The sequence below is a fragment of the Halalkalibacillus halophilus DSM 18494 genome, assembly GCF_000423105.1.
Lineage (GTDB): Bacteria > Bacillota > Bacilli > Bacillales > Alkalibacillaceae > Halalkalibacillus > Halalkalibacillus halophilus.
The window spans coordinates 21,560-44,589 of sequence record NZ_AUHI01000012.1 but is presented as its reverse complement, the minus strand read 5'-3'; the positions used below and the strand labels follow the sequence as shown (position 1 = coordinate 44,589).

General features: G+C 38.5%; 25 protein-coding genes and 1 other RNA gene. 3 read left to right on the top strand and 23 right to left on the bottom strand.

Going from position 1 to position 23,030, the window contains the following annotated elements; genetic code table 11:
• Window positions 1-70: 70 nt before the first annotated feature.
• The 3 genes from G532_RS15045 to metG form a co-directional block, all read right to left on the bottom strand.
• Window positions 71-1,441, bottom strand: a complete 1,371-nt coding sequence (locus G532_RS15045) for a G5 and 3D domain-containing protein (RefSeq protein WP_051189119.1) — start codon at window positions 1,439-1,441, stop codon at window positions 71-73.
• A 226-nt stretch (window positions 1,442-1,667) separates the two neighbouring features.
• The gene (locus G532_RS0108565; protein WP_027964438.1) at window positions 1,668-2,435 is read right to left on the bottom strand and encodes a TatD family hydrolase; all 768 of its coding nucleotides are present in this window, start codon (window positions 2,433-2,435) and stop codon (window positions 1,668-1,670) included.
• A gap of 314 nt (window positions 2,436-2,749) precedes the next feature.
• Window positions 2,750-4,717: a methionine--tRNA ligase gene (metG, locus tag G532_RS0108560; protein WP_027964437.1), complete on the bottom strand. Its 1,968-nt coding sequence runs from the start codon at window positions 4,715-4,717 to the stop codon at window positions 2,750-2,752.
• A 264-nt stretch (window positions 4,718-4,981) separates the two neighbouring features.
• Here metG and G532_RS0108555 point away from each other — a divergent pair, with 264 nt between their 5' ends.
• Window positions 4,982-5,257 (top strand): transition state genes transcriptional regulator AbrB, encoded by a 276-nt coding sequence (locus G532_RS0108555; RefSeq protein WP_027964436.1) that lies wholly within the window; start codon window positions 4,982-4,984, stop codon window positions 5,255-5,257.
• A 56-nt stretch (window positions 5,258-5,313) separates the two neighbouring features.
• On the opposite strand, the gene rsmI is transcribed toward G532_RS0108555, so the two are convergent.
• From rsmI to G532_RS0108510, 9 genes are all read right to left on the bottom strand, one after another.
• Entirely contained in the window at window positions 5,314-6,192 is an 879-nt protein-coding gene (gene rsmI, locus G532_RS0108550; protein ID WP_342662657.1) for a 16S rRNA (cytidine(1402)-2'-O)-methyltransferase, read from the bottom strand.
• Complete coding sequence (locus G532_RS0108545) at window positions 6,167-6,949, bottom strand: tRNA1(Val) (adenine(37)-N6)-methyltransferase (RefSeq protein ID WP_027964434.1); 783 nt, start codon at window positions 6,947-6,949, stop codon at window positions 6,167-6,169. The genes rsmI and G532_RS0108545 overlap by 26 nt, the downstream gene beginning before the upstream one ends.
• 88 nt (window positions 6,950-7,037) lie before the next feature.
• The gene (yabA, locus tag G532_RS0108540; protein WP_027964433.1) at window positions 7,038-7,382 is read right to left on the bottom strand and encodes a DNA replication initiation control protein YabA; all 345 of its coding nucleotides are present in this window, start codon (window positions 7,380-7,382) and stop codon (window positions 7,038-7,040) included.
• Window positions 7,383-7,396: 14 nt separating this feature from the next.
• Window positions 7,397-8,224 (bottom strand): PSP1 domain-containing protein, encoded by an 828-nt coding sequence (locus tag G532_RS0108535; protein WP_027964432.1) that lies wholly within the window; start codon window positions 8,222-8,224, stop codon window positions 7,397-7,399.
• A 6-nt stretch (window positions 8,225-8,230) separates the two neighbouring features.
• A complete protein-coding gene (gene holB, locus G532_RS0108530; protein ID WP_027964431.1) occupies window positions 8,231-9,220 on the bottom strand; it encodes a DNA polymerase III subunit delta' in 990 nt (329 codons plus the stop codon).
• 26 nt (window positions 9,221-9,246) lie between these two features.
• Window positions 9,247-9,687: a YaaR family protein gene (locus G532_RS0108525; RefSeq protein WP_027964430.1), complete on the bottom strand. Its 441-nt coding sequence runs from the start codon at window positions 9,685-9,687 to the stop codon at window positions 9,247-9,249.
• A gap of 30 nt (window positions 9,688-9,717) precedes the next feature.
• On the bottom strand, window positions 9,718-10,047 hold the full coding sequence (locus G532_RS0108520; protein WP_027964429.1) for a cyclic-di-AMP receptor: 330 nt from the start codon (window positions 10,045-10,047) through the stop codon (window positions 9,718-9,720).
• A 133-nt stretch (window positions 10,048-10,180) separates the two neighbouring features.
• Window positions 10,181-10,810 (bottom strand): dTMP kinase, encoded by a 630-nt coding sequence (gene tmk, locus G532_RS0108515; protein ID WP_027964428.1) that lies wholly within the window; start codon window positions 10,808-10,810, stop codon window positions 10,181-10,183.
• Window positions 10,811-10,828: 18 nt separating this feature from the next.
• Window positions 10,829-12,259, bottom strand: a complete 1,431-nt coding sequence (locus G532_RS0108510; protein ID WP_027964427.1) for an aminotransferase class I/II-fold pyridoxal phosphate-dependent enzyme — start codon at window positions 12,257-12,259, stop codon at window positions 10,829-10,831.
• Window positions 12,260-12,424: 165 nt separating this feature from the next.
• Here G532_RS0108510 and murB point away from each other — a divergent pair, with 165 nt between their 5' ends.
• Entirely contained in the window at window positions 12,425-13,351 is a 927-nt protein-coding gene (gene murB, locus G532_RS0108505) for a UDP-N-acetylmuramate dehydrogenase (RefSeq protein WP_027964426.1), read from the top strand.
• Between the two features lie 109 nt (window positions 13,352-13,460).
• Here murB and G532_RS0108500 read toward each other — a convergent pair whose 3' ends face one another.
• From G532_RS0108500 to tadA, 8 genes are all read right to left on the bottom strand, one after another.
• Window positions 13,461-14,015 (bottom strand): nitroreductase family protein, encoded by a 555-nt coding sequence (locus G532_RS0108500; protein ID WP_027964425.1) that lies wholly within the window; start codon window positions 14,013-14,015, stop codon window positions 13,461-13,463.
• Between the two features lie 196 nt (window positions 14,016-14,211).
• Window positions 14,212-14,400, bottom strand: a complete 189-nt coding sequence (locus tag G532_RS0108495; RefSeq protein ID WP_027964424.1) for a sigma factor G inhibitor Gin — start codon at window positions 14,398-14,400, stop codon at window positions 14,212-14,214.
• A gap of 88 nt (window positions 14,401-14,488) precedes the next feature.
• Window positions 14,489-14,755 (bottom strand): pro-sigmaK processing inhibitor BofA family protein, encoded by a 267-nt coding sequence (locus G532_RS0108490; protein ID WP_027964423.1) that lies wholly within the window; start codon window positions 14,753-14,755, stop codon window positions 14,489-14,491.
• Window positions 14,756-14,831: 76 nt separating this feature from the next.
• Window positions 14,832-15,428 carry a recombination mediator RecR gene (gene recR, locus G532_RS0108485; protein WP_027964422.1) on the bottom strand — a complete coding sequence of 199 codons (597 nt, stop codon included), beginning with the start codon at window positions 15,426-15,428 and terminating at the stop codon, window positions 14,832-14,834.
• A gap of 11 nt (window positions 15,429-15,439) precedes the next feature.
• Window positions 15,440-15,760 (bottom strand): YbaB/EbfC family nucleoid-associated protein, encoded by a 321-nt coding sequence (locus G532_RS0108480; protein WP_027964421.1) that lies wholly within the window; start codon window positions 15,758-15,760, stop codon window positions 15,440-15,442.
• A 12-nt stretch (window positions 15,761-15,772) separates the two neighbouring features.
• Window positions 15,773-17,479, bottom strand: coding sequence for a DNA polymerase III subunit gamma/tau (dnaX, locus tag G532_RS0108475; RefSeq protein WP_027964420.1), 1,707 nt, complete (start codon window positions 17,477-17,479; stop codon window positions 15,773-15,775).
• A gap of 337 nt (window positions 17,480-17,816) precedes the next feature.
• An RNA gene (ffs, locus tag G532_RS15855) (signal recognition particle sRNA large type) lies at window positions 17,817-18,084 on the bottom strand.
• Window positions 18,085-18,180: 96 nt separating this feature from the next.
• Window positions 18,181-18,645, bottom strand: a complete 465-nt coding sequence (gene tadA, locus G532_RS0108470; RefSeq protein ID WP_027964419.1) for a tRNA adenosine(34) deaminase TadA — start codon at window positions 18,643-18,645, stop codon at window positions 18,181-18,183.
• Between the two features lie 105 nt (window positions 18,646-18,750).
• Here tadA and G532_RS0108465 point away from each other — a divergent pair, with 105 nt between their 5' ends.
• Window positions 18,751-20,031: a glycoside hydrolase family 18 protein gene (locus G532_RS0108465; RefSeq protein ID WP_027964418.1), complete on the top strand. Its 1,281-nt coding sequence runs from the start codon at window positions 18,751-18,753 to the stop codon at window positions 20,029-20,031.
• Here the strand turns inward: G532_RS0108465 and G532_RS0108460 are convergent, their stop codons facing one another.
• The 3 genes from G532_RS0108460 to G532_RS0108450 all read right to left on the bottom strand — a co-directional run bounded on the left by G532_RS0108460 (window position 20,032) and on the right by G532_RS0108450 (window position 22,809).
• Window positions 20,032-20,790 carry a DUF3891 family protein gene (locus tag G532_RS0108460; protein WP_027964417.1) on the bottom strand — a complete coding sequence of 253 codons (759 nt, stop codon included), beginning with the start codon at window positions 20,788-20,790 and terminating at the stop codon, window positions 20,032-20,034.
• A 116-nt stretch (window positions 20,791-20,906) separates the two neighbouring features.
• Complete coding sequence (locus tag G532_RS0108455) at window positions 20,907-21,419, bottom strand: type 1 glutamine amidotransferase domain-containing protein (protein ID WP_027964416.1); 513 nt, start codon at window positions 21,417-21,419, stop codon at window positions 20,907-20,909.
• Between the two features lie 70 nt (window positions 21,420-21,489).
• The gene (locus G532_RS0108450) at window positions 21,490-22,809 is read right to left on the bottom strand and encodes a lysine N(6)-hydroxylase/L-ornithine N(5)-oxygenase family protein (RefSeq protein ID WP_425402129.1); all 1,320 of its coding nucleotides are present in this window, start codon (window positions 22,807-22,809) and stop codon (window positions 21,490-21,492) included.
• Between the last annotated feature and the right edge of the window lie 221 nt (window positions 22,810-23,030).

The following is a 23,030-nucleotide window of genomic DNA, read 5'->3' as shown; positions in this document are numbered from 1 at the left end:
AAAAAGGATAACCCTTATCTATACATTAGTATAGCAGGATTATCCTTTGACTTATATATCAACACTAATTCTAGTCTGAGAACACTTTAACTCTTACAGTTCTTCTACCGAAGCTATTCGCTTCCGCTTTCGTTGGAACATGTAAGTCAATCTTATTTCCTTTAATTGCTCCGCCAGTATCGCCAGCAATCGCTGTACCATAACCTTCTACCCAAACTTTAGATCCTAAAGGAATAACACTTGGGTCAACCGCTACCACTTTTAAGTTTGGTTGGTTATTTAAATTAATTCCTGTTGCAGTAATACCCGAGCAACCATAACATTTAGCTGTATAAGCTGTTGCCGCCATCGATAATTCCTTCACAACATTATCGTCATTACTAGATGCCTGCTGGACACCTTGTGAGCTCGAGCTAGAGGAGCTGCTTGAGCTTGAAGAATTATTGCTGGAACTTGATGAGCTATTGCTTGAGCTTGTTGAGCTACTGTTTGAGTTTGATGAGCTACTAGAACTACTCGAATCGGATGAAGATGAATTATTAGAAGCTTGCACGACCTGCTTTTCCGGCTCAGGTTCTGGTTTCTTAGTACCTTGAGCGACCACATGGTTCACACTATCTTCTACCATCTCTTCATTTACTAATTCACGTGAAACTTCTTCGCCATTCTCATAAGTTACTTCGTATTCTAACTCTTTTAACCCTTCTGTACCTTCCTGCACAACTTCTGAATTACCTTCTAACAATGAATTATCATTTCTAGTTTCCGTTTCAAAAGCTACAGATTCTTCTACAGATTCCGTTTCTACTGTTACACGAACAATTTCAATTTCATCTACATCAGATAATTGATCTGACAAGTCTACATTTAGTTGATCTAATTCATCTAGCTCGATGGCTTCTTGAGTAAGTAGGTCTTCCACAGAGCGGTTCGTTACCATATGTGTAGTTGTTTCTTCGCCATCTGTTAGTGTTACTTCAAATGCGCGATTCAGTTCAATTGTCATGGCATTTGCTAGTTCTTCATCAAGATCTACTGATAAGTCGTCATAATCGCCTACTTCAATAGATTCTTCTTGCAGGAAGTCTTCTACTGTTTCTTGTGTCGTAAAGTACTCTGATGACTCTTCATCAATCGATACAGTTACTTGATTTGCAGATTTATATTCTATGTTCATTCCGTCTTCGATTACTGTGTCTAACGCTTCAGATAGTTCGTCATGGTCTGAAACTTCAATTTCTAGTTCCTCCATTAACTCACTAACCGTACCTGCAGTAGTAACCAGCGTGTTTTCTTCCTCATCTTCCACGACTGTTACTTCAGCTGTAATTGCGTCGTAAGTGAAATATGAAACTGAGGCTAATGCTAAGATTGTCACGAGGAAAGGAATTACTAACTTAGCAAATCCAAAGCCCGATGATGCCTGTTTCTTATTTGTCATAAAAATGCCTCCTTTGTACCCATCCGATTATAGGTTACCTAGTATTTTAAAGTCAAACTAAATCCTACGAACTAAACTTTACAAGTTGATTACACTTGTAATCTTTTTTTAATATAGTTGTAAGGAATACTGATGTATCAATGGTTCAACTAGGTCGCCTATCTTCATCTTAGCCAAAGTCTATCTATCATATACTACGATAGAAATCTTTTTTTATGACAAACTTTTACGAGATTTGAAATAGGTCTTTTGCATTTTTATTTGTGACTTTTGCAACCGTTTCGAACGACTCGCCTTTTATTTCCGCAATCTTTTCCGCCACCAATTTTACATATGCTGGTTCATTACGCTTTCCGCGGTTCGGATGCGGGGCTAAAAATGGACAATCCGTCTCAATTAGTAAACGATCAAGCGGGACTTCTTCTGCTACGATCTTTGGGTCTTTCGCATTCTTGAATGTTACTGGGCCTCCAAGAGAAATATAAAAGCCCATCTCAAGACATTCCTTTGCATAGGAAACACCATCACTGTAACAGTGCATGATCCCACCAGCTTCATGCGCATCTTCTTCTTTTAAAATTTGAACAATATCAGCCGTAGCTTCACGGTTATGAATAATGACTGGCAAATTTACACGCTTTGCAAGAGCAATCTGTTTTCTAAATACTTCTTTTTGAACTTCTTTAGGTGATTTATCCCAATGATAATCAAGTCCCATTTCACCAATCGCTACTACTTTCGGGTGGGTGCTTAATTCTTCAATCCAATTTAAATCTTCTTCTGTGCAGTCCACAGCGTCTACTGGGTGCCAACCAACTGCTGAGTATATAAAGTCATATTGTTCAGCAATTTCTAACGCAATCGGTATTGTTTTCCGGTCGAATCCAACTACAACCATATGGGTTACCCCAGCCTCTTGGGCATTTTTAATGACCTCATCACGGTCCTCATTAAATTGATCTGCATTCAAATGCACATGTGTATCAAAAAGCATTATTATCTCTCCTTTTTGGTTTTAAGTAAGGGTGTTTGGGAATTGGGATGGATACGGTCGCTCATTATATCCACAAAAAGTACGTGATATCCAGAAATCTACGCTCTTATCCAGGACAATCTAAATATATCCAGAAAAAGGAACAATATATCCAGAATACTCAAACCTATTTCCAGAAAAGTAATCATTTATCCAGAAATCAAACATTATATCCACAAATCTAAAAACTAGCTCCTTAACTCGTGTATAGACTTTCCTAGTGTTTTGAGCGAAAACAAATAAGGGAACGCAGAATCTCGTCCCCTTCATTTATTTTATTTAATTTTCGTTCCATTCGGTAGGTCTTGGTCGATCGAAGCTAATGAAAGATTGCCTTTTGTATCTTCACCAGCTAAAATCATACCTTCTGAAAGTTGGCCTCTTAGTTTTGCAGGCTTCAAGTTGGCCACACAAATTACTTTTTTCCCTACTAAATCTTCTGGCGTGTAGTGTTCTGCAATGCCAGAAATGACTTGTCTTTTCTCAGAACCAATATCAAGTTGGATCTTTAATAATTTGTCAGCTTTCATTACTTTTTCTGCATGAAGGACTTCCGCTACCCGGTAATCTACCTTGAAAAAGTCATCGATGGAAATTTCATCACCAAGGGCCTCTGTCTCTTCTTCAGCTGCTTCCGCTTCTTCTTTTGCGGCTGTATTCTTCGCCATCATTTCTTTAATCGCTTGAACTTCCACATCATTTTCTAATCGAGGGAAAATCGGCTCCCCTTTCGAGACAACTTGATGTCCTTCAAGTGATTGAAATGCATGCACACTTTCCCAAGTCTTAAGCGTTTCTTCAGTTATACCAAGCTGTTCAAAAATCCGGTCCGGCGTGCTTGTTAAGAACGGCTGAAGCATTACAGCGATTTGGCGCAAGGACTCTGCTAAGTGAGCCATTACATTTCCAAGTCTACCTTTACTTTCTTCCTCTTTTGCAAGCATCCAAGGTTCGTTTTCATCGATGTATTTATTCGTTCGGCTGACAAAACGCCACAGCTCAGATAGCGCAACAGAGAATTCCATATTTTCCATTGCATCCTCTACTTTTGCTGTAGTCAGACGAGACATTTCTAGTAAGTCTTCATCAAATGATTTTTCATTTAGTACAAGAGCTGGAACATTACCATCGAAATATTTATTGACCATTGCTACCGTTCGATTTAGCAAATTACCTAAGTCATTTGCTAAATCATAATTAGAACGCTCAACAAACGCTTCTGGAGTAAACACACCGTCAGAACCAAATGGTACTTCACGCAATAAATAATAACGAAGCGCGTCTAATCCATAACGATCGGTTAGATCAACAGGGTCTACCACGTTCCCTTTTGACTTAGACATTTTTCCGTCTTTCATTAATAACCACCCATGGGCGAATACTTTCTTCGGCAGTGGAAGGTCTAGTGCCATTAACATAATCGGCCAATAAATCGTGTGGAAACGAACAATTTCTTTACTCATTAAATGGACATCTGCTGGCCAATACTTCTTAAATAAATCATCATTTTCTGTGCCATATCCTAATGCAGAAATATAATTACTCAATGCATCAATCCACACGTAAATAACGTGTTTCGGATCTCCTGGAACTTTGACACCCCAGTCAAATGTCGTACGAGAAACAGCGAGATCTTCCAATCCAGGCTTAATGAAATTACTTAACATTTCATTTTTACGACTCACAGGTTGTATGAACTCAGGATTCGCATCATAAAAAGCTACTAGCCTGTCTACATATTTACTCATTTTAAAGAAGTAAGATTCTTCTTTCACTTTCTCTACAGGGCGACCACAGTCAGGACAGTTTCCATCCTCTAATTGACGGTCCGTGAAGAAAGATTCACATGGAGTACAATACCATCCTTCATATTCATCTAAATAGATATCGCCTTGCTTGATCAAACGATCGAAAATGACATCTACAACCTTTTTGTGGCGGTCTTCTGTCGTACGGATAAAATCATCGTTAGAAACCTCAAGTTTTTTCCATAAAACTTCGATTCCTTCTACAATTTCATCTACATATTTTTGCGGCGAAACACCCACTTCTTCCGCTTTTCGCTGGATCTTCTGACCATGTTCATCTGTTCCCGTTAAGTACATGACATCGTAACCACGAAGTCGCTTATATCTAGCAATTGCATCCCCTGCAACCGTTGTATAGGCGTGTCCTATGTGTAAGTTCCCACTCGGATAATAGATTGGGGTAGTGATATAAAACGTATTTTTTTCTTCTGGCATAGTGAAACCCTCCTACTTCTATTGCAAATTCGTTTTCTTCTCTTTTAAACTAGTTTCTATTGTAACGATTTGCAGGCTTATTTTCCATTGTTTAGACGAATTTTAATAATTGCTATTTCCTTATATTTATACAAATAGGTATGCATTGTTTAAAAATGAAACAATTTTTTACATATTTGTTTTTAATAAATTGACTTGACAGACAATGAGTGGTAAATTTATGAGTGTAAGATAGCGATAATATGATCGAGAGGAGAGAGTAAAATGAAATCAACAGGTATTGTAAGAAAAGTAGATGAATTAGGGAGAGTTGTAATCCCAATCGAGCTTCGTCGTACACTAGATATAAACGTAAAAGACGCGCTTGAAATCTACGTAGATGATGATAAAATCATCCTTAAAAAGTATCAGCCTAACATGGCGTGCTCTATTACTGGAGATATTTCTGACGACAACATCACAGTCGGAGATGGAAATATCATTCTAAGTAGAGAAGGCGCAGACAAGCTGATTGAAGAAATTCAACAAAAATATAAGTAATATAACTTATCAATCTAACCGGTTACGTATCTCGTAGCCGGTTTTTTTATGCTCTATTACTCCTCGTGATATTCCTGGTAAACATCTCTACTTTTTACATTACGATCTTCTGCTACTAGCTTAACAGCCGCTTTCATTTTCATCCCATCTCTCTCAATATAATAATCTACATGTTCTTTTAGTGAATATTCTTTCCACCATTCTTCATAATTATTAATTTCACCTTGGAATGGCTCTATAATTATGCAAAATTCTCCCCTTAGTTCGGCGGATTCCGATTGACAATACGTATCTACTTCTTCGATCGAACCATATATGAATTCTTCAAATTTCTTGGTAAGTTCACGCGCTAAGCTCACCTTCCGATCGGTACTATACACCTCTCGCATGCTAGCAATCGTTTTCTTTATTCGATGAGGAGATTCATAAAAAACCAGCGTCTGCTTGGTTTGATCTAATTCAGTTAGAACCTGCTGCAAATCCTTCTTTTTCCGCGGTAAGAAACCATAAAAATAAAATTGATAGGCATCCATACCCGACCCTACTAAAGCTGTCAAAGCGGCGTTCGCTCCTGGTAACACTACAACTGGCAGGTCCCGCTCTCTTGCTTGGGCAACTAATTGTGTCCCAGGATCTGAAATCAAAGGCATACCTGCATCACTAACTAACGCAACGGACTCTCCATTTTCAACAGTGTCTAATAATTGAGCAGTCTTTTCTACCGAACTATGATCATGGTAACTAAAGAGTTTCTGTTTAATTTCAAAATGCTGTAGGAGTTTCCCTGTCTGCCTTGTATCCTCACAAGCAACCAAATCGACTTCTTTTAAAATACGTAAAGCTCGAAGTGTAATATCTTCTAAATTTCCAATTGGTGTTGGGACAATATACAGACTTGCTTGTTGATTATTAAAGCTTTTCTGAATGTGCACCATGTGTACTTGTCCCCTCTTCCCCATATAAAATCCTTGTCATTTCTTCTGTATAATCTCCGTTTTCCTCATGTATGAAAATCGGCGGTTCTACTTTCAATCCTGACTGACCATCTTTTACAAACTCGATTAACAACATATTCGCTTCCTTCGTTTGTTTCGGATAGACGAGCTGGATTCTTTTAGGTTCCAATTTAAACTGTGCACTCAAATGAAACATATCCGATAACCTTTCCGGACGATGCACTAACGAAACTTTCCCCCCTGATTTCACTAACTGGCTTGATGCTTTTAATACATCTTCTAAGTCACATAGTATTTCATGTCGCGCAAGTCTTAAATGTTCATTGATGTTCATCTTGTCTGGCGTGCCTTCTTTAAAATAAGGAGGGTTACACGTTACTAAATCAAAATTTTCATGAGGGAATTGTTTTTTCACTACTTTCAAATCCTCATGGACGATTTTGATTTGTTCCTCTAGCCCGTTTAACGAGACATTTCGCTTTGCCATATCAAATAGGCGTTCCTGGATTTCTACTCCTACCATTTCTACTTGCGATCGCTTGGATAAAAACAATGGAATCACACCATTACCTGTACAAAGGTCAATGATTTTTCCCTTTTTGATTGGTAAGTACGTGAAATGGGCGAGCAAAACGGCATCTGCAGAAAATGCAAAAACAGAAGGACTTTGAATAATCCTTCTTTTTTGATCTGCCAGTAAATAATCGATGCGCTCATCATCTTTTAACCAGGTCATACTTTTCACCTTTAGCTTTCTAACTTGATATAAAATGCATCCTTTACAATTTACATGCAAAGGATGCTTTAAAAGATACTCTATTTATTTAACCGAAAAATTTCAAGCAAAATATGCAGTCTTCTTCTTCACGTGGTGTGCCGAAATATACGTGGCAAATATGAAATCCTTCTTCGTAAATACGAGCTAGATTATCATAGCCTTCTCCAACTGCTGCTTTTTTTACAGCTTGTTCTTGTTCTTTACTTTTCGGTTCATGGACTTCTGTTAAATCATCTAAACGTTGCCGTAAATGGTGGTTTTCGTGGGCAAGTTGATGATTTTCTTCAACTAGCTGTACAAGATCCGTCTTCAACAGGGAAAAATCCTGTTGTAAATCTTGAAACTGATTTTCCAAATTAGAAAACCGGTCTAAAATCTTCTTCTTATTCACGATCATCCACCTCATTATTTTGTGGCAGGAACGGCGATTGCTCCTTCTTCGATTAGCTCGTCTACTGTATATTCGATCGTTCTTTCCAAGTCTTTTAGTTCTACTTGTACAAGACGTTCTAACATATTTAAGCCAACAACTTTTCCAGTACCATAGCTCGTTTTCAAGCGCTCTCCGATATCCGGTAATTCTTGCTTGGCATCTTCGTACATATCATTTTCATACTTTAAACAACACATCAATCGACCACATAAACCAGAGATTTTCGCTGGGTTAAGTGATAAATTTTGGTCCTTCGCCATCTTAATAGAAACAGGTTCGAAATCTCCTAAGAAAGTCGAACAACAAAGCATACGTCCACAAGGGCCAATGCCCCCTAACATCTTCGCTTCATCGCGGACACCAATTTGACGAAGTTCAATTCGCGTTTTAAAAATGGCTGCAAGATCTTTTACTAATTGACGGAAATCTACTCTGCCATCCGCTGTAAAATAGAAAATGATTTTATTGCAATCGAAAGTATACTCCGCTTCTACCAAATTCATATCTAAATTATGTTCAACAATTTTACTTGAACATACATCATACGCTTCTTGCGTCTTCTCATTATTCTCGCTCACCGTAAGCTTGTCTTTCTCGTCCGCTACTCGGATTACTTTTTTAAGTGGAAGAACAACATCTTCTTCATCAACCTTTTTGTTGGCAAGAACAACCTTACCAAACTCTACTCCCCGAACTGTTTCAACGATGACGTAATCACCAGTTGAAAGTACGTTCTCTCCAGGGTCAAAATAATATATTTTACCCGCTTTTTTAAAGCGAACACCAATTACCTCTAACAACCTATATCACCTCTGTAATTGAAGGACTAAATGTTCCATTGCAAGTGTATTATGCACATTTGAAGCAAGTCTACGCTTTGTTTGTAAGATCTCGTAGATACTCGCTTTCGCCTCCTGAATCGATAGGCGATACATATATGTTTCTAGTCTGTCTAGTTGGTCTATTAAAATCACCCGGTCTTTTCGATCGAGATGATAGGAAATGATATCTTTATACCAAATAAGTAGTAGTTCTAATCCTAGTTCGATTTGGTCGCGGCCTTCAAATTGACGCAACCATACTTGATGGAGAAACAAATATCCTTCTTCTTTAGAATCTAATACTTTATCCACTAATTGTAGCACTATCTTTCGTGCTTCGGCAAACCACGGGTCATCTTTCCACTCCATAGCTTGTCCTAAATCTAATTGAAGAGCAGTGAAAATGTGTGCTGTAGAGTCAGGAATACCCTCTTGTAGAAGTCGATTGTATTGTTCTTGTTCATTTAATGAATGAAATTGTATGCGCTGGCACCTTGATAAAATTGTATTAATCATCGCGGAACTATTCTCTGTCAGCAGAATCGCCACGGTTTGTTGATTCGGTTCTTCTAAAAATTTTAATAAACGATTCGAGGCATTCCCAGTCATTTTGTCCGCTTCTTCAATGATATATACTTTTTGATTCGATTCTAATCCCGTATATGTAAACTCTTTTTGTAAAAACTCAATTTGTTCCTTTTTAATCGATTGTCCGTCCGGTTGAATGAAGTGAACATCTGGGTGATTTCCTGAATAAATTCGTTTACAAGCAGAACAGTTTTTACACGGTTCACTAGATTCCGTTTCTTCTTTACAAAAGTACCTCATTGCAAACAAAAGACTGGCTTCTCGTTTGCCAGTCCCACGCGGTCCATGAAAAAGATAAGCATGTGCAATTCTACTTTTTTCGATACTATTTTGAAGCATTCTTACCGCTACTGGTTGTTTTTCTAATAATTCAGCCCATGCTGGCATTGTATTCACCCTGTTTTCACTTAAAATTAAGCGTAAATATTCATCAACATTCCTTTAATCTCTCCGATTACATCTAGAATATCTAAGGAACTTTTCTCTTGATCAATCATATCATCTGTTAATTGAACTAATTTATCATCTATTTTCTTCACTAACGATAAAGTGCGATTGCCGCCGTTCATATCCCAGCTGCGCATTTGCTCTAAATCAAGCCCGTAATTAACAGCTTCTTCGATAAACTGGCGTACCATGCGTTTATATTTTCCTAAATCTTGAAAGGAACGGAATTTTGCTACTTTCTCTCCTTGTTGCGTCAAATCTTGTAATAAGCGATTCATTTCACTCTCTTGCATTTTCTGTGTCTCAGATCCCACCATTTTTTGAAAGGAAGGCACAGTACCGCGCGTTGGCTTTGACTTTTTCTGTGAAGTTTCTAATTGCGTGCGCAGTTCTTTCGTAATTTTCATTCGTGCTCCCCCTTTCTATGATGATCAAATTTAAAATTGATGGAAAGAATCTACTGGAAGGACAAATACAGTTGCTCCTCCTACTTCCACTTTTACAGGCTTTGGAATATAAGAGTCTGCGTTTCCACCCATAGGTGAGATCGGTGCAACCATTTGCTCTCTATGACTACAGTTATCCCGAATGACTTCGAGTGCATCATCTACTTTGTCTTCTCTGCACCCGATCATCAAGGTTGTGTTTCCTTCTTTCAAAAACCCACCACTTGATGATAACTTTGTTGATTGAAAATCACTTTCCGCTAATGCATCTGATAATCGATTTGAATCCTTATCTTGAACGATCGCAAGGATTAGTTTCATCCTTTTCCTCCTCTAGAATTTATTCAACTGCTATTTCATCCACTTGCTTCTCATTCCATTATAACAAGTTGTCAGATTTATTTATAATAATTTTTCTTTTTTGCAGCTAGTTTTTCATTTTAAAAACGTAAAACTAGCTTTCCAAATACTTCTTGACGGTATTCAAACAATCTTCTTGAACTTTCTCTAGAGATTGATCGGCATTTATCTTTTGGATACGTTCTGGAAATCGTTGGTGTAACATATGATAGGCTTGATCTACCTTTTGATGAAAATCAATCTTTTCCAAATCTAACCGATTACGCTCTCGTCCTTTATTATCATCTATTCGCTTCAGGCCAACTTCTGGAGAAAGATTAAACCAGATCGTTAACTGCGGCATACAATCTTCTATGGCAAATTGGTTTATTTGAAAAACTTCTTCCACACCAATCCCTCGTGCGAACCCTTGATAGGCCAAACTACTATCTACAAAGCGGTCACATAATACTACTTTTCCTGCATCTAAAGCAGGTTGGACCCGTTCCACTAAGTGTTGCCTACGGGCTGCTGCATACAATAAAGCTTCTGTTCGACTGTCCATCATCGTATTCGCTGGATCTAAAATAATACTGCGAATCTTCTCAGAAATCTCTATTCCACCTGGTTCGCGTGTGACCATTACATCTTGGCCCACCTCTTCTAAAGAATCTTTAATATATTGGATAACGGTAGATTTCCCCGCTCCTTCTCCACCTTCAAAAGTAATAAAAACTCCACTCAAAATAGAAACTCCTCTTCTTTACTCAATATATACTTCTATCCCAGAATTCATACGCGAATCACTCGATTGCATATACTGATCTTGATTGATTAGCCACTGAATATACCCAAGCGCCGACTGAGACACTCGCTCTCCTTTAATCAAAATCGGAATACCTGGTGGATACGGGGTAATTGCCTCTGCAGCAATACGGTTAACCGCCTGCTCCCATTTAACCCATTCGGTTTCTAGCTTATGTAACTCTGAAAAGCTATAAGGCGTTTGTTGAACGTTATTTTCGCACCAATGCTTATATTCTATTCTATCATGTTTTTGAAATTTTTCTAAACCGGACATAGAATGAATTGCCTGTTTAATCACTGAAATAACCTTGTTAGAAGGCTCTAGCCCAAGTATCATAAGTAATTGATTATTTTCTACCATTTCACAAGCAATGCCTTGGTTAAATAAATAAGAATAAAACAAGTTCATATCTAGTTGATTAGACGTAATAGTGACTTTTAACGGGTCGTCCACTCCAACTCTACAAGGTGGAACTTCTAATGCTGGAATCGACCGAAACATCTCTCTAACAATTTCAGCTTGCGTAACTGCAGCACCTAGTTGTTCTTGTGAAACATTCGCTACATATTTTCTTGCCAGATCCAAAGAAGCCATAATTGGATAGGAAGGACTGCTCGACTGAAGCATCTGTAACTTCTGACGAATAGCTGAAACCTCTACTAGTCTGCTGTTCACATGTAAATAAGAACCCATTGTCATCGCGGGCAACGTTTTATGAGCGGAGTGAACTACTACATCGGCACCCAAATCTAAAGCAGAAGTCGGGAATGCTTCACCCACTGTAAAATGGGCTCCGTGAGCTTCATCAATTAAAACAGGAATTCCAATGCTATGCGCAGATTTTATAATTTCTTCTAACGGATAAGTTACACCGAAATAATCTGGATAAGTAAGGATGATCGCTTTTGCATGCGGGTGTTGTTTTAATGCGAGAGTAACTTGCTCTAACGAAACTCCAATATAGCGATTTAAAGAATCATCAAAATTCGGAGTAACAAACACAGGCTTTGCACCCGCCAACTCCAAAGCATGAATAATTGACTTGTGGCTGTTTCGCTGGACAATGACTTCCTCACCAGGAGAGCATACGGCAAGTACCATGGCTAGATTACCTCCTGTTGTCCCATTCACTAAGAAAAATGATCGGTTTGCACCATAAAGATCGCTAGTTAACTGCTCCGCTTCTTTAATTGCACTTTCCGGTTGATGCAAATCATCTAGCCCCGGTAACTCTGTTAGATCAAATTTTAATAAAGAATAGAACGGGTTTTCTTTCCCAAAAGGAAAGACCTCCCCATTCTTGTGCCCAGGCACATGTGCAGAAACGGGATTTTTTGCTTGATATTTATATAACGCTTCATATAATGGTGTTTTTGATTGGTCCATAAGTCTCAACCCTTTATTAAATTCTTCTATCTATTATCATAAAGGATGAGCCAACTATTCGGCTAGTTTAAAAGGAAGAATGACGTACACGAAGAACCGTGTTAGAATAATGACGTATATAAATAAGAAAACGAATGTTTCTTATAGAAGAAAAAGGTGAAATGTATGACAACAAATGAATCTATATATCAAAAGCTATGTACATTAGTAGGAGAAGACTTTGTCTTAGTCGATGAACCGTTAAATAATCATACCTACACAAAACTTGGAGGAAAAGCGGACTACTTCGTGACCCCAGTTACGTATCAAGCTGTAGAAGAAGTCGTTAAACTTGCAAACGCTTCTGACGTCAAGTTTACATTGTTAGGAAATGGCTCAAACTTAATCGTACGCGATGGTGGAATTCGCGGGATTGTTTTGAGTTTGAAACAGTTGGACGATATTTCCGTCGATGACCACACACTAGTTGCTCAGAGCGGTGCAAGAATCATAGATGCTTCTAGAAAAGCACTAGACGATCGATTATCCGGGTTAGAATTCGCATGTGGAATCCCCGGCACAGTCGGCGGCGCTTTATTTATGAATGCAGGTGCATACGGTGGCGAAGTGAAAGATGTACTGGTAGAAGCAGTCGTAGTAGACCGAGAAGGAAATCTTAGAACGCTAAAAGCATCGGAATTAGACTTAGAATACCGTCAAAGTAACATTCCTGAAAAAGGTTATATTGTTCTAGAAGCTCGGTTCGAATTGAAACCTGGTAACTACGAAGAAATCAAAGCAGTTATGGATGATTTAACTCATAAAAGAGAATCCAAGCAGCCACTCGAATACCCATCTTGTGGTAGCGTATTTAAACGCCCTCCTGGATATTTCGCAGGAAAGCTTATACAAGATAGTGACCTACAAGGAAAAGGCATTGGTGGAGCAGAAGTGTCGACCAAACACGCTGGGTTCATTGTAAATAAAAACGGCGCGACAGCAACAGAATATATACAAGTGATTGAAATGGTCCAGCGAACGGTTAAAGAGAAGTTTGGCGTGGATTTAGAGCGAGAAGTGCGTATATTAGGTGATGATAACCACAATCAATAATTGGAAAAACGCTTAGAAGACTTTCTGAGCGTTTTTTATATTCAATTTCTATAAAATTATTATAATCCTTCCCCCAAAAGGATGGGGAAAGGATTTTTCTTTAAATTAGTTAACCTTGATAAACGGTGAATTTCTGATCTAATGCAGAGCGTTCCTTCGCAGGCGGTGCTTCCTCAAAATACCCCATATGAATGAATCCCGCGATTTTTTCGTCCTCTTCAACTCCTAGAAGTGATCTAACTTTTGGTTCATATATATGTGGGTTCGTTTTCCACACAACACCTAATTCCTCTTCCCAAGCAAGCAGCTGGAAATTCTGAATCATTGAACTTACTGCACCGAAGTTCTCTTCCCACTTCTTTTGTTCAGGTTCTTCTTTCATAATAACAATTAAAAAAGCGGCTGGCTGACTAAAATAGTTACGTCGATTCTCCTGCATGTCTTCAGGGAAAGTTTCCACTAAGCGATCAACAAATATATCTTTCTGATCAGTTGGCACAAAAATAAACCGCCAAGGCTCTCTTACGCCATGGGTCGGTGCCCATATAGCGTGGTTTAACAATTCTTGAATTAGTTCTTGAGGTACGGCTTTATCCGTATACCCACTTTTTATCGATCGACGCTCTCGAATAGTTCTCACTAAATCTGACTTTGTTTTTATCATTATATATAACTCCTTTTAAATTCACCTGATATTCCATGGATTTAATAAATGAAACCAAAACCCGAATATTTTCTACCTATTATACTAATTGATAATGATTATCAATGTCAACATATGAACCAAACTTCGGTTCTTTAAAAGGAATAAAAATGCTCCTACGATGAAGTAGGTAGCATTTTAAAATAAATCACTTATATTACATCAAGTAACTATGCATTCTACGCTCTTTTAATCTTTCAATAAAATAAGAGTATATTTCTTGATCAGGTGATGTGTTTACCATTAAATGCTCACAATCTTTACAAATGAATGCATCTAATAGATAAAATCCATTACCTTTCCAATTCTCACAAATCTGGCAACAGGTTGTTGTTTGTTCACCCATCATCCCCACCTCCATTACTAGTATGACCAGATTACTAGATTTATATACAAAAAAACTTCGCACAATTTTGGCGAAGTTTTCACATACGTTATGGAAGGATAAACAGATGAATGGCAACTAAGGAACCAATACCGAAAATACCAAGGAATCCTGCTATTACTGCTGTGAATAAATTAATAGGAATATGCAGTCCAAACATAGAACCAACTACATTTACTACAAATATCAGTACCCCGCCAATAACGAGCTTCATCACTCCTTTAGAAGTCCATGAAAGCAACTGAATTGGTGGTCCGTAAAATAGTAATAAAATGATTATTGCTACTGAAGCTAAAATAATTACCATAGGATCCATAAATAAAACCCCTTTCGCTTGTCCTACTAATACATATGCAAGCAAGAAGGGGTTCATGTTAGTTATTTATTTTTTGTTAAACGTCTCGACGGCCTTCCATCGCTTTAGAAAGAGTGACCTCATCGGCATATTCTAAATCTCCGCCCATCGGTAATCCATGCGCAATACGTGTAATGCGTATGCCAGATGGTTTTACGAGTCTTGAAATGTACATGGAAGTTGCTTCTCCTTCTACATTCGGATTCGTAGCAAGAATTAATTCTTCCACTTTTTCATCTTTAAGGCGTTCTATTAAAGAGGAAACATTTATATCTTCCGGTCCGATTCCATCCATTGGAGAAATCGTTCCGTGAAGGACATGATATTTACCTTGGAAATCTTTCATTTTCTCCATTGCAATCACGTCTTTTGGATCCTCTACCACGCAAATTAGCGAACCATCTCTACTTTCATCGCTACAAATGCTACATGGATCTCGATCGGTAATATGGCCACATGTGGTGCAATGTGTTAATTCTCGTTTCGCATTTACTAGTGATTTTGCGAAATCTAGCACATCATCTTCTTTCATTTCTAGCACGAAAAAAGCCAGGCGAGCGGCTGTTTTCGGACCAATGCCTGGCAATTTTGTAAAGCTATCGATCAGCTTTGATATCGGTTCTGGATAATACATCGACATGCCTCCTAAAACATTCCAGGCATATTCATACCCTTCGTGAATTCACCCATACGGTCATTCGTAGTATCTTCAACTTGCTTTAATACATCATTTGTTGCAGCAATGATTAAGTCTTGTAGCATTTCTACATCGTCTGGGTCTACTACTTCTTCATTAATGACTACGTCTGTGATTTCTTTCTTACCACTTGCAATCACTTTAACCATTCCGCCACCAGCAGTAGCTTCAAAGCTCATTTCATGTAGTTCTTCTTGAGCTGCCATCATTTTCTTTTGCATCTTCTGCATTTGTTTCATCATGTTATTCATGTTTCCTTGACCTTTCATTGTAAATCCTCCTTAAGAATCTTTTATTTCTAATAGGTCTTCGCCTACTAATTTCTTTGCTTCCGACACTAACTGGTCTTCTTCTTGCTCTTGTTGAACTTGCTCATCTGTTTGTTCTACTTCTTCAGGTTGTTGATTAAGAAAATCTTCGCGAATGCTATCCCATTCTTGATCCGGGACAGGAATAATCGTAAGCCTTTTTCCAATGAACTCAGATAATAGCGTTTCAATCATTTCTTGATTTTCCATTACCAAAGAGCAATGAATCTCATACTTAAAGGACAAGATGAGCGACCTGGAAGAAGCTGCACGCGGAGTGCTATTTACCAGTTTAGCATGTGCAGGCGCACTTGTCTTTTTCAGACCTTCCATGAAGGAAGCCCAATTTGTTTTCACATGTGAAACATCCTCTTTCGTCGCTTCTGATAAGGTGTGACGAACTTTCTCATGTGGTGTTCGGTAGCTACTTTGCCGATTAGAATTTGCCCGTGGCCGCTGTTCTTGGACAGGTTGTTCCGTAGGCATAGCCACCCCTTGTTCTTTTAATGCTTTGAGTTCTTTTTCTAGATATGCAATTTGTTGCATTAGTTCAGGAGAAGGGGCTGACGCAGCTGGTGCTTCTACCTTTTCTTGATCGATTTCCTGCATATTCAACAAAGCTAATTCTACTAAGATTTTAGGGCTGTTTGTCCATTTCATTTCTTGTTGTGTTTGATTAAGGATACTAATCGCTTGTTCTAACCAGTCAGGATCCACCTTCGACCTTGTTTCGTGAAACTGTTGATCAGGAATGGCCCGAACTAATGCCTCTTCCATACCATCAGCACTATTATACATTAAAATGTCGCGCAAGAAATGTATAAAATCAAATACAAACCGACTAGGGTCCTTGCCTGCTTGCAAGAGTTCATCAAGCTGTTGTAATGCTTCTTTTGCCCGCTTATCCTTTAAGGCATCGATCATGGTTAATAGTTGCCCCTGGGCTATCGATCCAGTCACTGCTAGCACATCATCTAAATGGATTTGATCGTCTTCACTATAGGCAATCGCCTGGTCTAATAGGCTTAACGCATCACGCATACCGCCCTCAGCAGCTAACCCTACATGAATAATCGCATTTTCTTCATATTTAATTCCTTGGTCATCTAGAATATGTTTCATGCGGTCCACTATTGCCTGTTGATTGATCCGTTTAAAATCAAATCTTTGGCAACGAGAAATGATCGTTAATGGTATTTTATGTGGCTCTGTCGTTGCTAGAATAAAAATAACATGTTCTGGTGGTTCTTCCAATGTTTTTAATAAGGCATTAAAAGCACCCGTTGAAAGCATATGAACCTCATCGATAATATACACTTTATAGGAAACGGAAGTAGGAGCGTATTTCACTTTATCTCGAACTTCTCGAATATCATCTACACCGTTATTGGATGCAGCATCTATTTCAATTAAATCCGAGACTGTTCCATCCTGAATGCCTCGACAAGCATCACATTCTCCGCAAGGTTCCTTTACTGGTTTATTTTCACAGTTAATCGCCTTCGCGAAGATTTTCGCAGCACTTGTTTTACCAGTACCTCGAGGCCCAGTAAAAAGATACGCATGCGCCACTTTTGATTGTTCAATCGCATTTTGTAGCGTTCGTGTAATATGTATTTGTCCGACAACGTCCTCAAATCTTTGGGGCCGCCAAACTCTGTATAATGCTTGATATGCCATAGACGTTAGCTCCTTTACCTTCTCTAATCTATTATAACCGATATGCGCGCGCTATTTCAAAATGAATTAATCATGCTATAAAAATTAGATGATGGGAGGGGGATGCTGTTTGATTTCTGGATATCCTTATAGTTTTGTGGATATAGCCTTAGAATTATGGATATAAGTCCGAGCATTCTGGATATCCAGCTCACTTTTCTGGATATCTATGGATTGTCGTGGATATGAGCTTAGTTTTCTGGATATCTTGTTAGTTTTCTGGATATAAGATGTTGTTATATAAACTAAAAAAAGAAATCACCTTTGATCAAAGGTGATTTCTTTTACATTATGTACGCCGTGCACCCGGCTTCGACAAAATAACCCATAAGCGTTACGTAAGATCCTCGCTCGGTTCAGGTAACCCTGCGTCACACAAGAGTGGCCGCTTACTGCTGCTTCCTTCCGGACCTGACAGGATTTACGGGTTCTCGTTGCGCAGGACCCGAACGTCAACACGATTCACTTACGGCAGACCTTAAGGTTACTTTACCTGGGCCGGGAATTCAGTCCCACTATAGCGGATTGTGGGTTACAGGGCACCGCTACCTCCCCGCCTAGCACGGCAAGTGTTATCAATCATTTTATTACGCGCCTTTTTTTGACGCATTTAATAGTATATTATTTTTTTACTTAAAATGCAATGATGAGTCGTTAGCAAATTAATCTAATTTTTTCTTTGCTCTTAGTTCACGGAAAAAGTTCTTCAATAACATAGCACATGCTTGCTCTTGAACTCCTGCAACTACTTCCACTTGATGGTTGAACCTTGGTTCTTCTAATAGGTTCATTAGTGTTCCTGCACAACCAGCTTTTGGGTCAGGTGCTCCATATACAACACGCGGAATCCTAGCTTGCACAATGGCACCTGCACACATTGGGCAAGGTTCCAAGGTGACATACAGTGTACATTCTTCCAATCGCCAACTGCCTATAACTTCGTTCGCTTCCTTAATCGCAATCATTTCTGCATGAGCAGCACTGAATTGTTCTGTCTCTCTTCTATTATAACCCGAAGCAATGACTGTGTCTTTATAAACGATTACTGCTCCGATTGGGACTTCATTCAACTGTTTCGCTTTCTCAGCTTCCTCTAAAGCCTTAGACATATAATACTGGTCATCCATTTTTGGCACCTCTTTACGCATTCCTAATACCCTTATCATAACAGACCACCTTCTGTCATAGGATACTTTTAGAAAGCTTTTGTAAAATCGAAAGGAGTATGCAGATTGCTTATACACGTTGTTGCGCAAGGGGACTCAATCTATGATATTTCAAGTCAGTACCAAGTTCCTGTTGATACTATTATTTCTGTAAACCAATTAGAACAACCAGAAGATTTAGTGATCGGTCAAACACTAGTTATTCCAATTGAAACATATACCGTCCAACAAGGGGATAGTTATTATTCCATTGCACAAAAATTGAATATCCCTTATGAAGAATTGGCAGCTTATAATGACCTTAGTTTAGATGTTCCACTTCAGGTCGGGCAAGAATTACAAATACCTACTGTGCCAAAGCGGGCGATTACCACCAATGCTTATATAGAACCTACTGGTGGGGAAGTAAGTGCTGTCCTTACACAATCAGCTCGCGCAAGAACTCCACTTTTAACATATCTTGCCCCGTTTAGTTATCAAGTTAATCGGGATGGCACTTTGAACGGCCCTCCATTAGGTGAATTACCTGAGATTGCCACTGCGAATAACGCATCGCTTATGATGGTAGTCACTAACTTAGAAGAGGGAAGTTTCAGTCAAGATTTAGGACGAATTATCCTAACAGATGAAACAGTCCAAAACACCATGTTAGATGAAATTATTCGAGTAGCTCAAGCGATCGGCTATAAAGATATTCATTTTGATTTTGAGTTTCTTCCACCAGACACCCGAGAGGCTTACAATCAATTTTTACGTAAAGCAAAAGCAAGATTTCAAGACCAAGGCCTCTTATTATCAACTGCTTTAGCACCAAAACTTAGCGCGGAACAGGTTGGGGCTTGGTATGAAGCGCATGACTATGCGGCACACGGGGAAATTGCTGATTTTGTTGTCTTAATGACCTACGAATGGGGGTATAGTGGAGGGCCACCAATGGCTGTTTCTCCAATTGGTCCAGTAAGAGAAGTGGTGGAATATGCACTATCAGAAATGCCTGCAGACAAAATCCTATTAGGCCAAAATTTATACGGTTACGATTGGACACTACCTTTTGTAGAAGGTGGCGAATTCGCAACCGCAATTAGCCCCAATCAAGCCATTCGAATTGCTAGGGATAATCAACAAGCGATTGAATATGATGAGGAAGCCCAAGCACCTTACTTTTTTTACTACGATGACGAACAACAGCAGCACGAAGTTTGGTTTGAAGATGCAAGATCGATCCAAGCTAAATTTGATCTCATTGAAGAGCTTGGCTTAAAAGGAATTAGTTATTGGAAACTAGGGCTCGCTTTCCCTCAAAACTGGGCACTGCTAGGTTCACGATTCGACATTGAGAAATTATAATTATCTAAAGGTAGCTGTTCTTTTAGAATAGTCTGTTTGATAATAAGCATCATGAATGCCCATTTGATCAATGACCGATTTATCTATTTCTTTCATAGAAACAGTTACAGGAAACGAGAGTTCAAACGGAAATGGCTTAATTTCTATCGCTTGATCACTTACCCAGTTCGCAATAATCTTTTCATCAATTCCATCAAAAATTTGTCTAAAACCATCTTGAAACATTCCAATTTCATTGCTTTTAGCCGTTCCGGGGTGGTTTAGGCAAAAATATAATGATAGATCATCACAAAATTGAAGCAGTTTAAAGTGGAATTCGACAATATCAGATTGGATTTGACCTTCGAGCCGAGCTTTAATATCATTTTGACGTTTTATTTCCCGGGAAATAAATCCGAAAACCATGTCGTTTTCTGTAGGGTTCTTAAAAAAAGATTGATAGTGCATGCTACAAAGTAATGCTGCATAATCCGATTCCTTTTGTACCTCATCGATTCCTGCTTCGTAATATTTCACTTTTATTTCATTTGGATAAGTCATGAAAGAATATGGTGCATCTTTTTCGCCATTCCACTCAGGATTGGCGTCAAGTGCTTTCCAGCCACAGTCGTGGTTATATGCTGCATAAATCACATCATCGCGTAAATCGATTCCTTTAAAGAGTTGTTTAGGCCAATAATCTGCAATGACGCCACTGATTTGAGCATGCTCATGTTGTTCAATTAACTTAAAATGATCTCCACCATCAGTTACAATCACAGTTTTCACCTCTCTAGTCTACTTTTTTAAAAAACACTTTTAACCAAGAAGGAGCTGGTAGGTTATAAAACCTCCAGCTCCTATTTTATCTTTTACTATACCTATCCATTTTACTCTTACAGTAACTTCAGTGATTCACGATTAAATGCTGGAATGTCGTCAGGTGTTCGGCTAGTTACTAAGTGGTCGCCACAAACGACAACCTCTTCGTCTTTAAACGTTGCACCAGCATATTCCATGTCAACTGCAATAGATTTGAACCCTGTAGCCGTGTGACCTTCTAAGGTTTTAGCTGTAATAAGAAGCTGCGGCCCATGACATATTGCAAAGACAGGCTTTTCTTTTTTCATGAAGAATTTTGTAAACTCTACAAATCGATCATCTCCACGTAAAAGATCTGGTGAGAAACCACCTGGGATGAACAATGCATCAAATTCATCTGCATTTACATCATCGATACTGAAATCAATTTCAACTTCAGCTTCTCCTTGTTTACCAGTAACAATCTTTCCTGCTTCTTTTTCAATTGTTATAACTTCATGGCCTGCTTCTCGATAAGCGTTAGCCGGCTCCGTATACTCACTATCTTCAAACATATTTGTAATTAAGCATGCAATTCGTTTTGTCATAACTCAAATCCTCCTCTTGAAATTAGGTTACATGGAATATATTCCCGATTTGTAATTACTCAAACATCATCTAAGAGTCCATTTCAAACTGCTGAAAAATCCCTTTTTGGGTTGTGTTATACGCTTCTCTTCCTAATATGTCATTTATAATTTCCATATTCCGCTGCACAGCTAGTCCTAAATTCGTTGCTGCTGTCCCATGGGAATGTTCAAGGTTGGTTACGACATAAAAGTGATTTTCTCGTTGGTCTTTAAAATGTAAACGGTAGTTACGAGATACCTCAAAACGTTTGTCATCCTCCCAATGAATTTCTTCTGCAAATCTTTCATTAAACCATTCCGGAATATTCGGTTGATACCCTGTCGCCAAAATCACTTTATCTGACTTATATTCAAATTTATCCTCTTTTTGCCACTGTTCACAGTGCAAAGTATACGCACTGTCATCTTTAGTAATTTCATTTACTTCAGTTAAAGGTTGTATCGTTATATTAGGATTTCTTTCTCCTGATGAATAATGATATAAAAGTTCATAAATTCCGTTCAATGTACTATAATCAATCCCGTTTCGCAAAGGCTCCAGTGTATCGAGGGCTTCTTTACGCTTTTCGAAGTCTAATCCGTGGAAATAATTCACATAGTCAGGGCCAAAGAACTCTTGTCCAATCTTCGCCGCTTCTAATTGAAAGATCCCTTCTGAACGCGTGAACCATGTCAGCTTAAACTCTTTATTCTCTCTTTCCTCCAGTAAATCGTAAAACACCTCTGCTGCACTCTGACCAGAACCAACAACCGTAATATGGCTAGATTTTAATAGGTTTTCTTTTTCATAAACGTACCTGCTTGTATGAAGTACATCATTTTCAGGAAATCCAGCCATAGAATCAAGGATCATTGGCTTGGCACCAGTCGCCATTACAACATGTCTACAATAATAGAATGTTTCCTCACCTGTCTCCATATCTTTTACGACTACTTTATAAAGAGATTCTTGTTGGTTCGATTCGTTCCTGACATCGACTACTTTTTTTCCGAAGTAGAGCCCTTTTATATGATCTGATGCCCATTGTAAATAATGGTTGTATTCATAACGTGGGATTTCTAACTTTTGATAAAAGAAAAACTTATATAGTCGCTTGTGATCTCGTAAATAATTTAAATAACTGTACTTATTAGTCGGATCTGCAAACGTAACTAAATCTGCCATGAAAGGAACTTGAAGATCGGTTCCCTCGATCAACATTCCTGGATGCCACTCCATGCGTGGAGTTTGATCGAAAAATATGCCATCGAGTTCCTCCACGTTCTCTGTTAAGGCAGCTAAACCTAAATTATATGGACCGATTCCAATTCCTATGAAGTCATATATCTCTTGATTCAATCCTTTCACCTTCTACCTTAATTTATTGTATGTATGCTAAGTAATACCCTAAATTTCGAGTCTCTAATCTATTAGAGGTAAGGAAGTTATCAATCCACCCTTAGAGATAAGACATTAGAAATTCGAAAAGGAGTTCGTTATCCAGAAAAGTCGCTTCATATCAAGAATTCTCCTCGTTTATCCACGAGAATATTTTTAAATCCAGAATTGTCGCGAGAATATCCAGAATT

Bases quoted from the DNA above. Each gene is read 5' to 3' on its own strand.
- G532_RS15045 (WP_051189119.1), bottom strand. From the start codon at position 1,441: ATGACAAATAAGAAACAGGCATCATCGGGCTTTGGATTTGCTAAGTTA.
- G532_RS0108565 (WP_027964438.1), bottom strand. From the start codon at position 2,435: ATGCTTTTTGATACACATGTGCATTTGAATGCAGATCAATTTAATGAG.
- metG (WP_027964437.1), bottom strand. From the start codon at position 4,717: ATGCCAGAAGAAAAAAATACGTTTTATATCACTACCCCAATCTATTAT.
- G532_RS0108555 (WP_027964436.1), top strand. From the start codon at position 4,982: ATGAAATCAACAGGTATTGTAAGAAAAGTAGATGAATTAGGGAGAGTT.
- rsmI (WP_342662657.1), bottom strand. From the start codon at position 6,192: ATGGTGCACATTCAGAAAAGCTTTAATAATCAACAAGCAAGTCTGTAT.
- G532_RS0108545 (WP_027964434.1), bottom strand. From the start codon at position 6,949: ATGACCTGGTTAAAAGATGATGAGCGCATCGATTATTTACTGGCAGAT.
- holB (WP_027964431.1), bottom strand. From the start codon at position 9,220: ATGCCAGCATGGGCTGAATTATTAGAAAAACAACCAGTAGCGGTAAGA.
- G532_RS0108525 (WP_027964430.1), bottom strand. From the start codon at position 9,687: ATGAAAATTACGAAAGAACTGCGCACGCAATTAGAAACTTCACAGAAA.
- G532_RS0108520 (WP_027964429.1), bottom strand. From the start codon at position 10,047: ATGAAACTAATCCTTGCGATCGTTCAAGATAAGGATTCAAATCGATTA.
- G532_RS0108510 (WP_027964427.1), bottom strand. From the start codon at position 12,259: ATGGACCAATCAAAAACACCATTATATGAAGCGTTATATAAATATCAA.
- murB (WP_027964426.1), top strand. From the start codon at position 12,425: ATGACAACAAATGAATCTATATATCAAAAGCTATGTACATTAGTAGGA.
- G532_RS0108500 (WP_027964425.1), bottom strand. From the start codon at position 14,015: ATGATAAAAACAAAGTCAGATTTAGTGAGAACTATTCGAGAGCGTCGA.
- G532_RS0108495 (WP_027964424.1), bottom strand. From the start codon at position 14,400: ATGGGTGAACAAACAACAACCTGTTGCCAGATTTGTGAGAATTGGAAA.
- G532_RS0108490 (WP_027964423.1), bottom strand. From the start codon at position 14,755: ATGGATCCTATGGTAATTATTTTAGCTTCAGTAGCAATAATCATTTTA.
- recR (WP_027964422.1), bottom strand. From the start codon at position 15,428: ATGTATTATCCAGAACCGATATCAAAGCTGATCGATAGCTTTACAAAA.
- G532_RS0108480 (WP_027964421.1), bottom strand. From the start codon at position 15,760: ATGAAAGGTCAAGGAAACATGAATAACATGATGAAACAAATGCAGAAG.
- dnaX (WP_027964420.1), bottom strand. From the start codon at position 17,479: ATGGCATATCAAGCATTATACAGAGTTTGGCGGCCCCAAAGATTTGAG.
- tadA (WP_027964419.1), bottom strand. From the start codon at position 18,645: ATGGATGACCAGTATTATATGTCTAAGGCTTTAGAGGAAGCTGAGAAA.
- G532_RS0108455 (WP_027964416.1), bottom strand. From the start codon at position 21,419: ATGACAAAACGAATTGCATGCTTAATTACAAATATGTTTGAAGATAGT.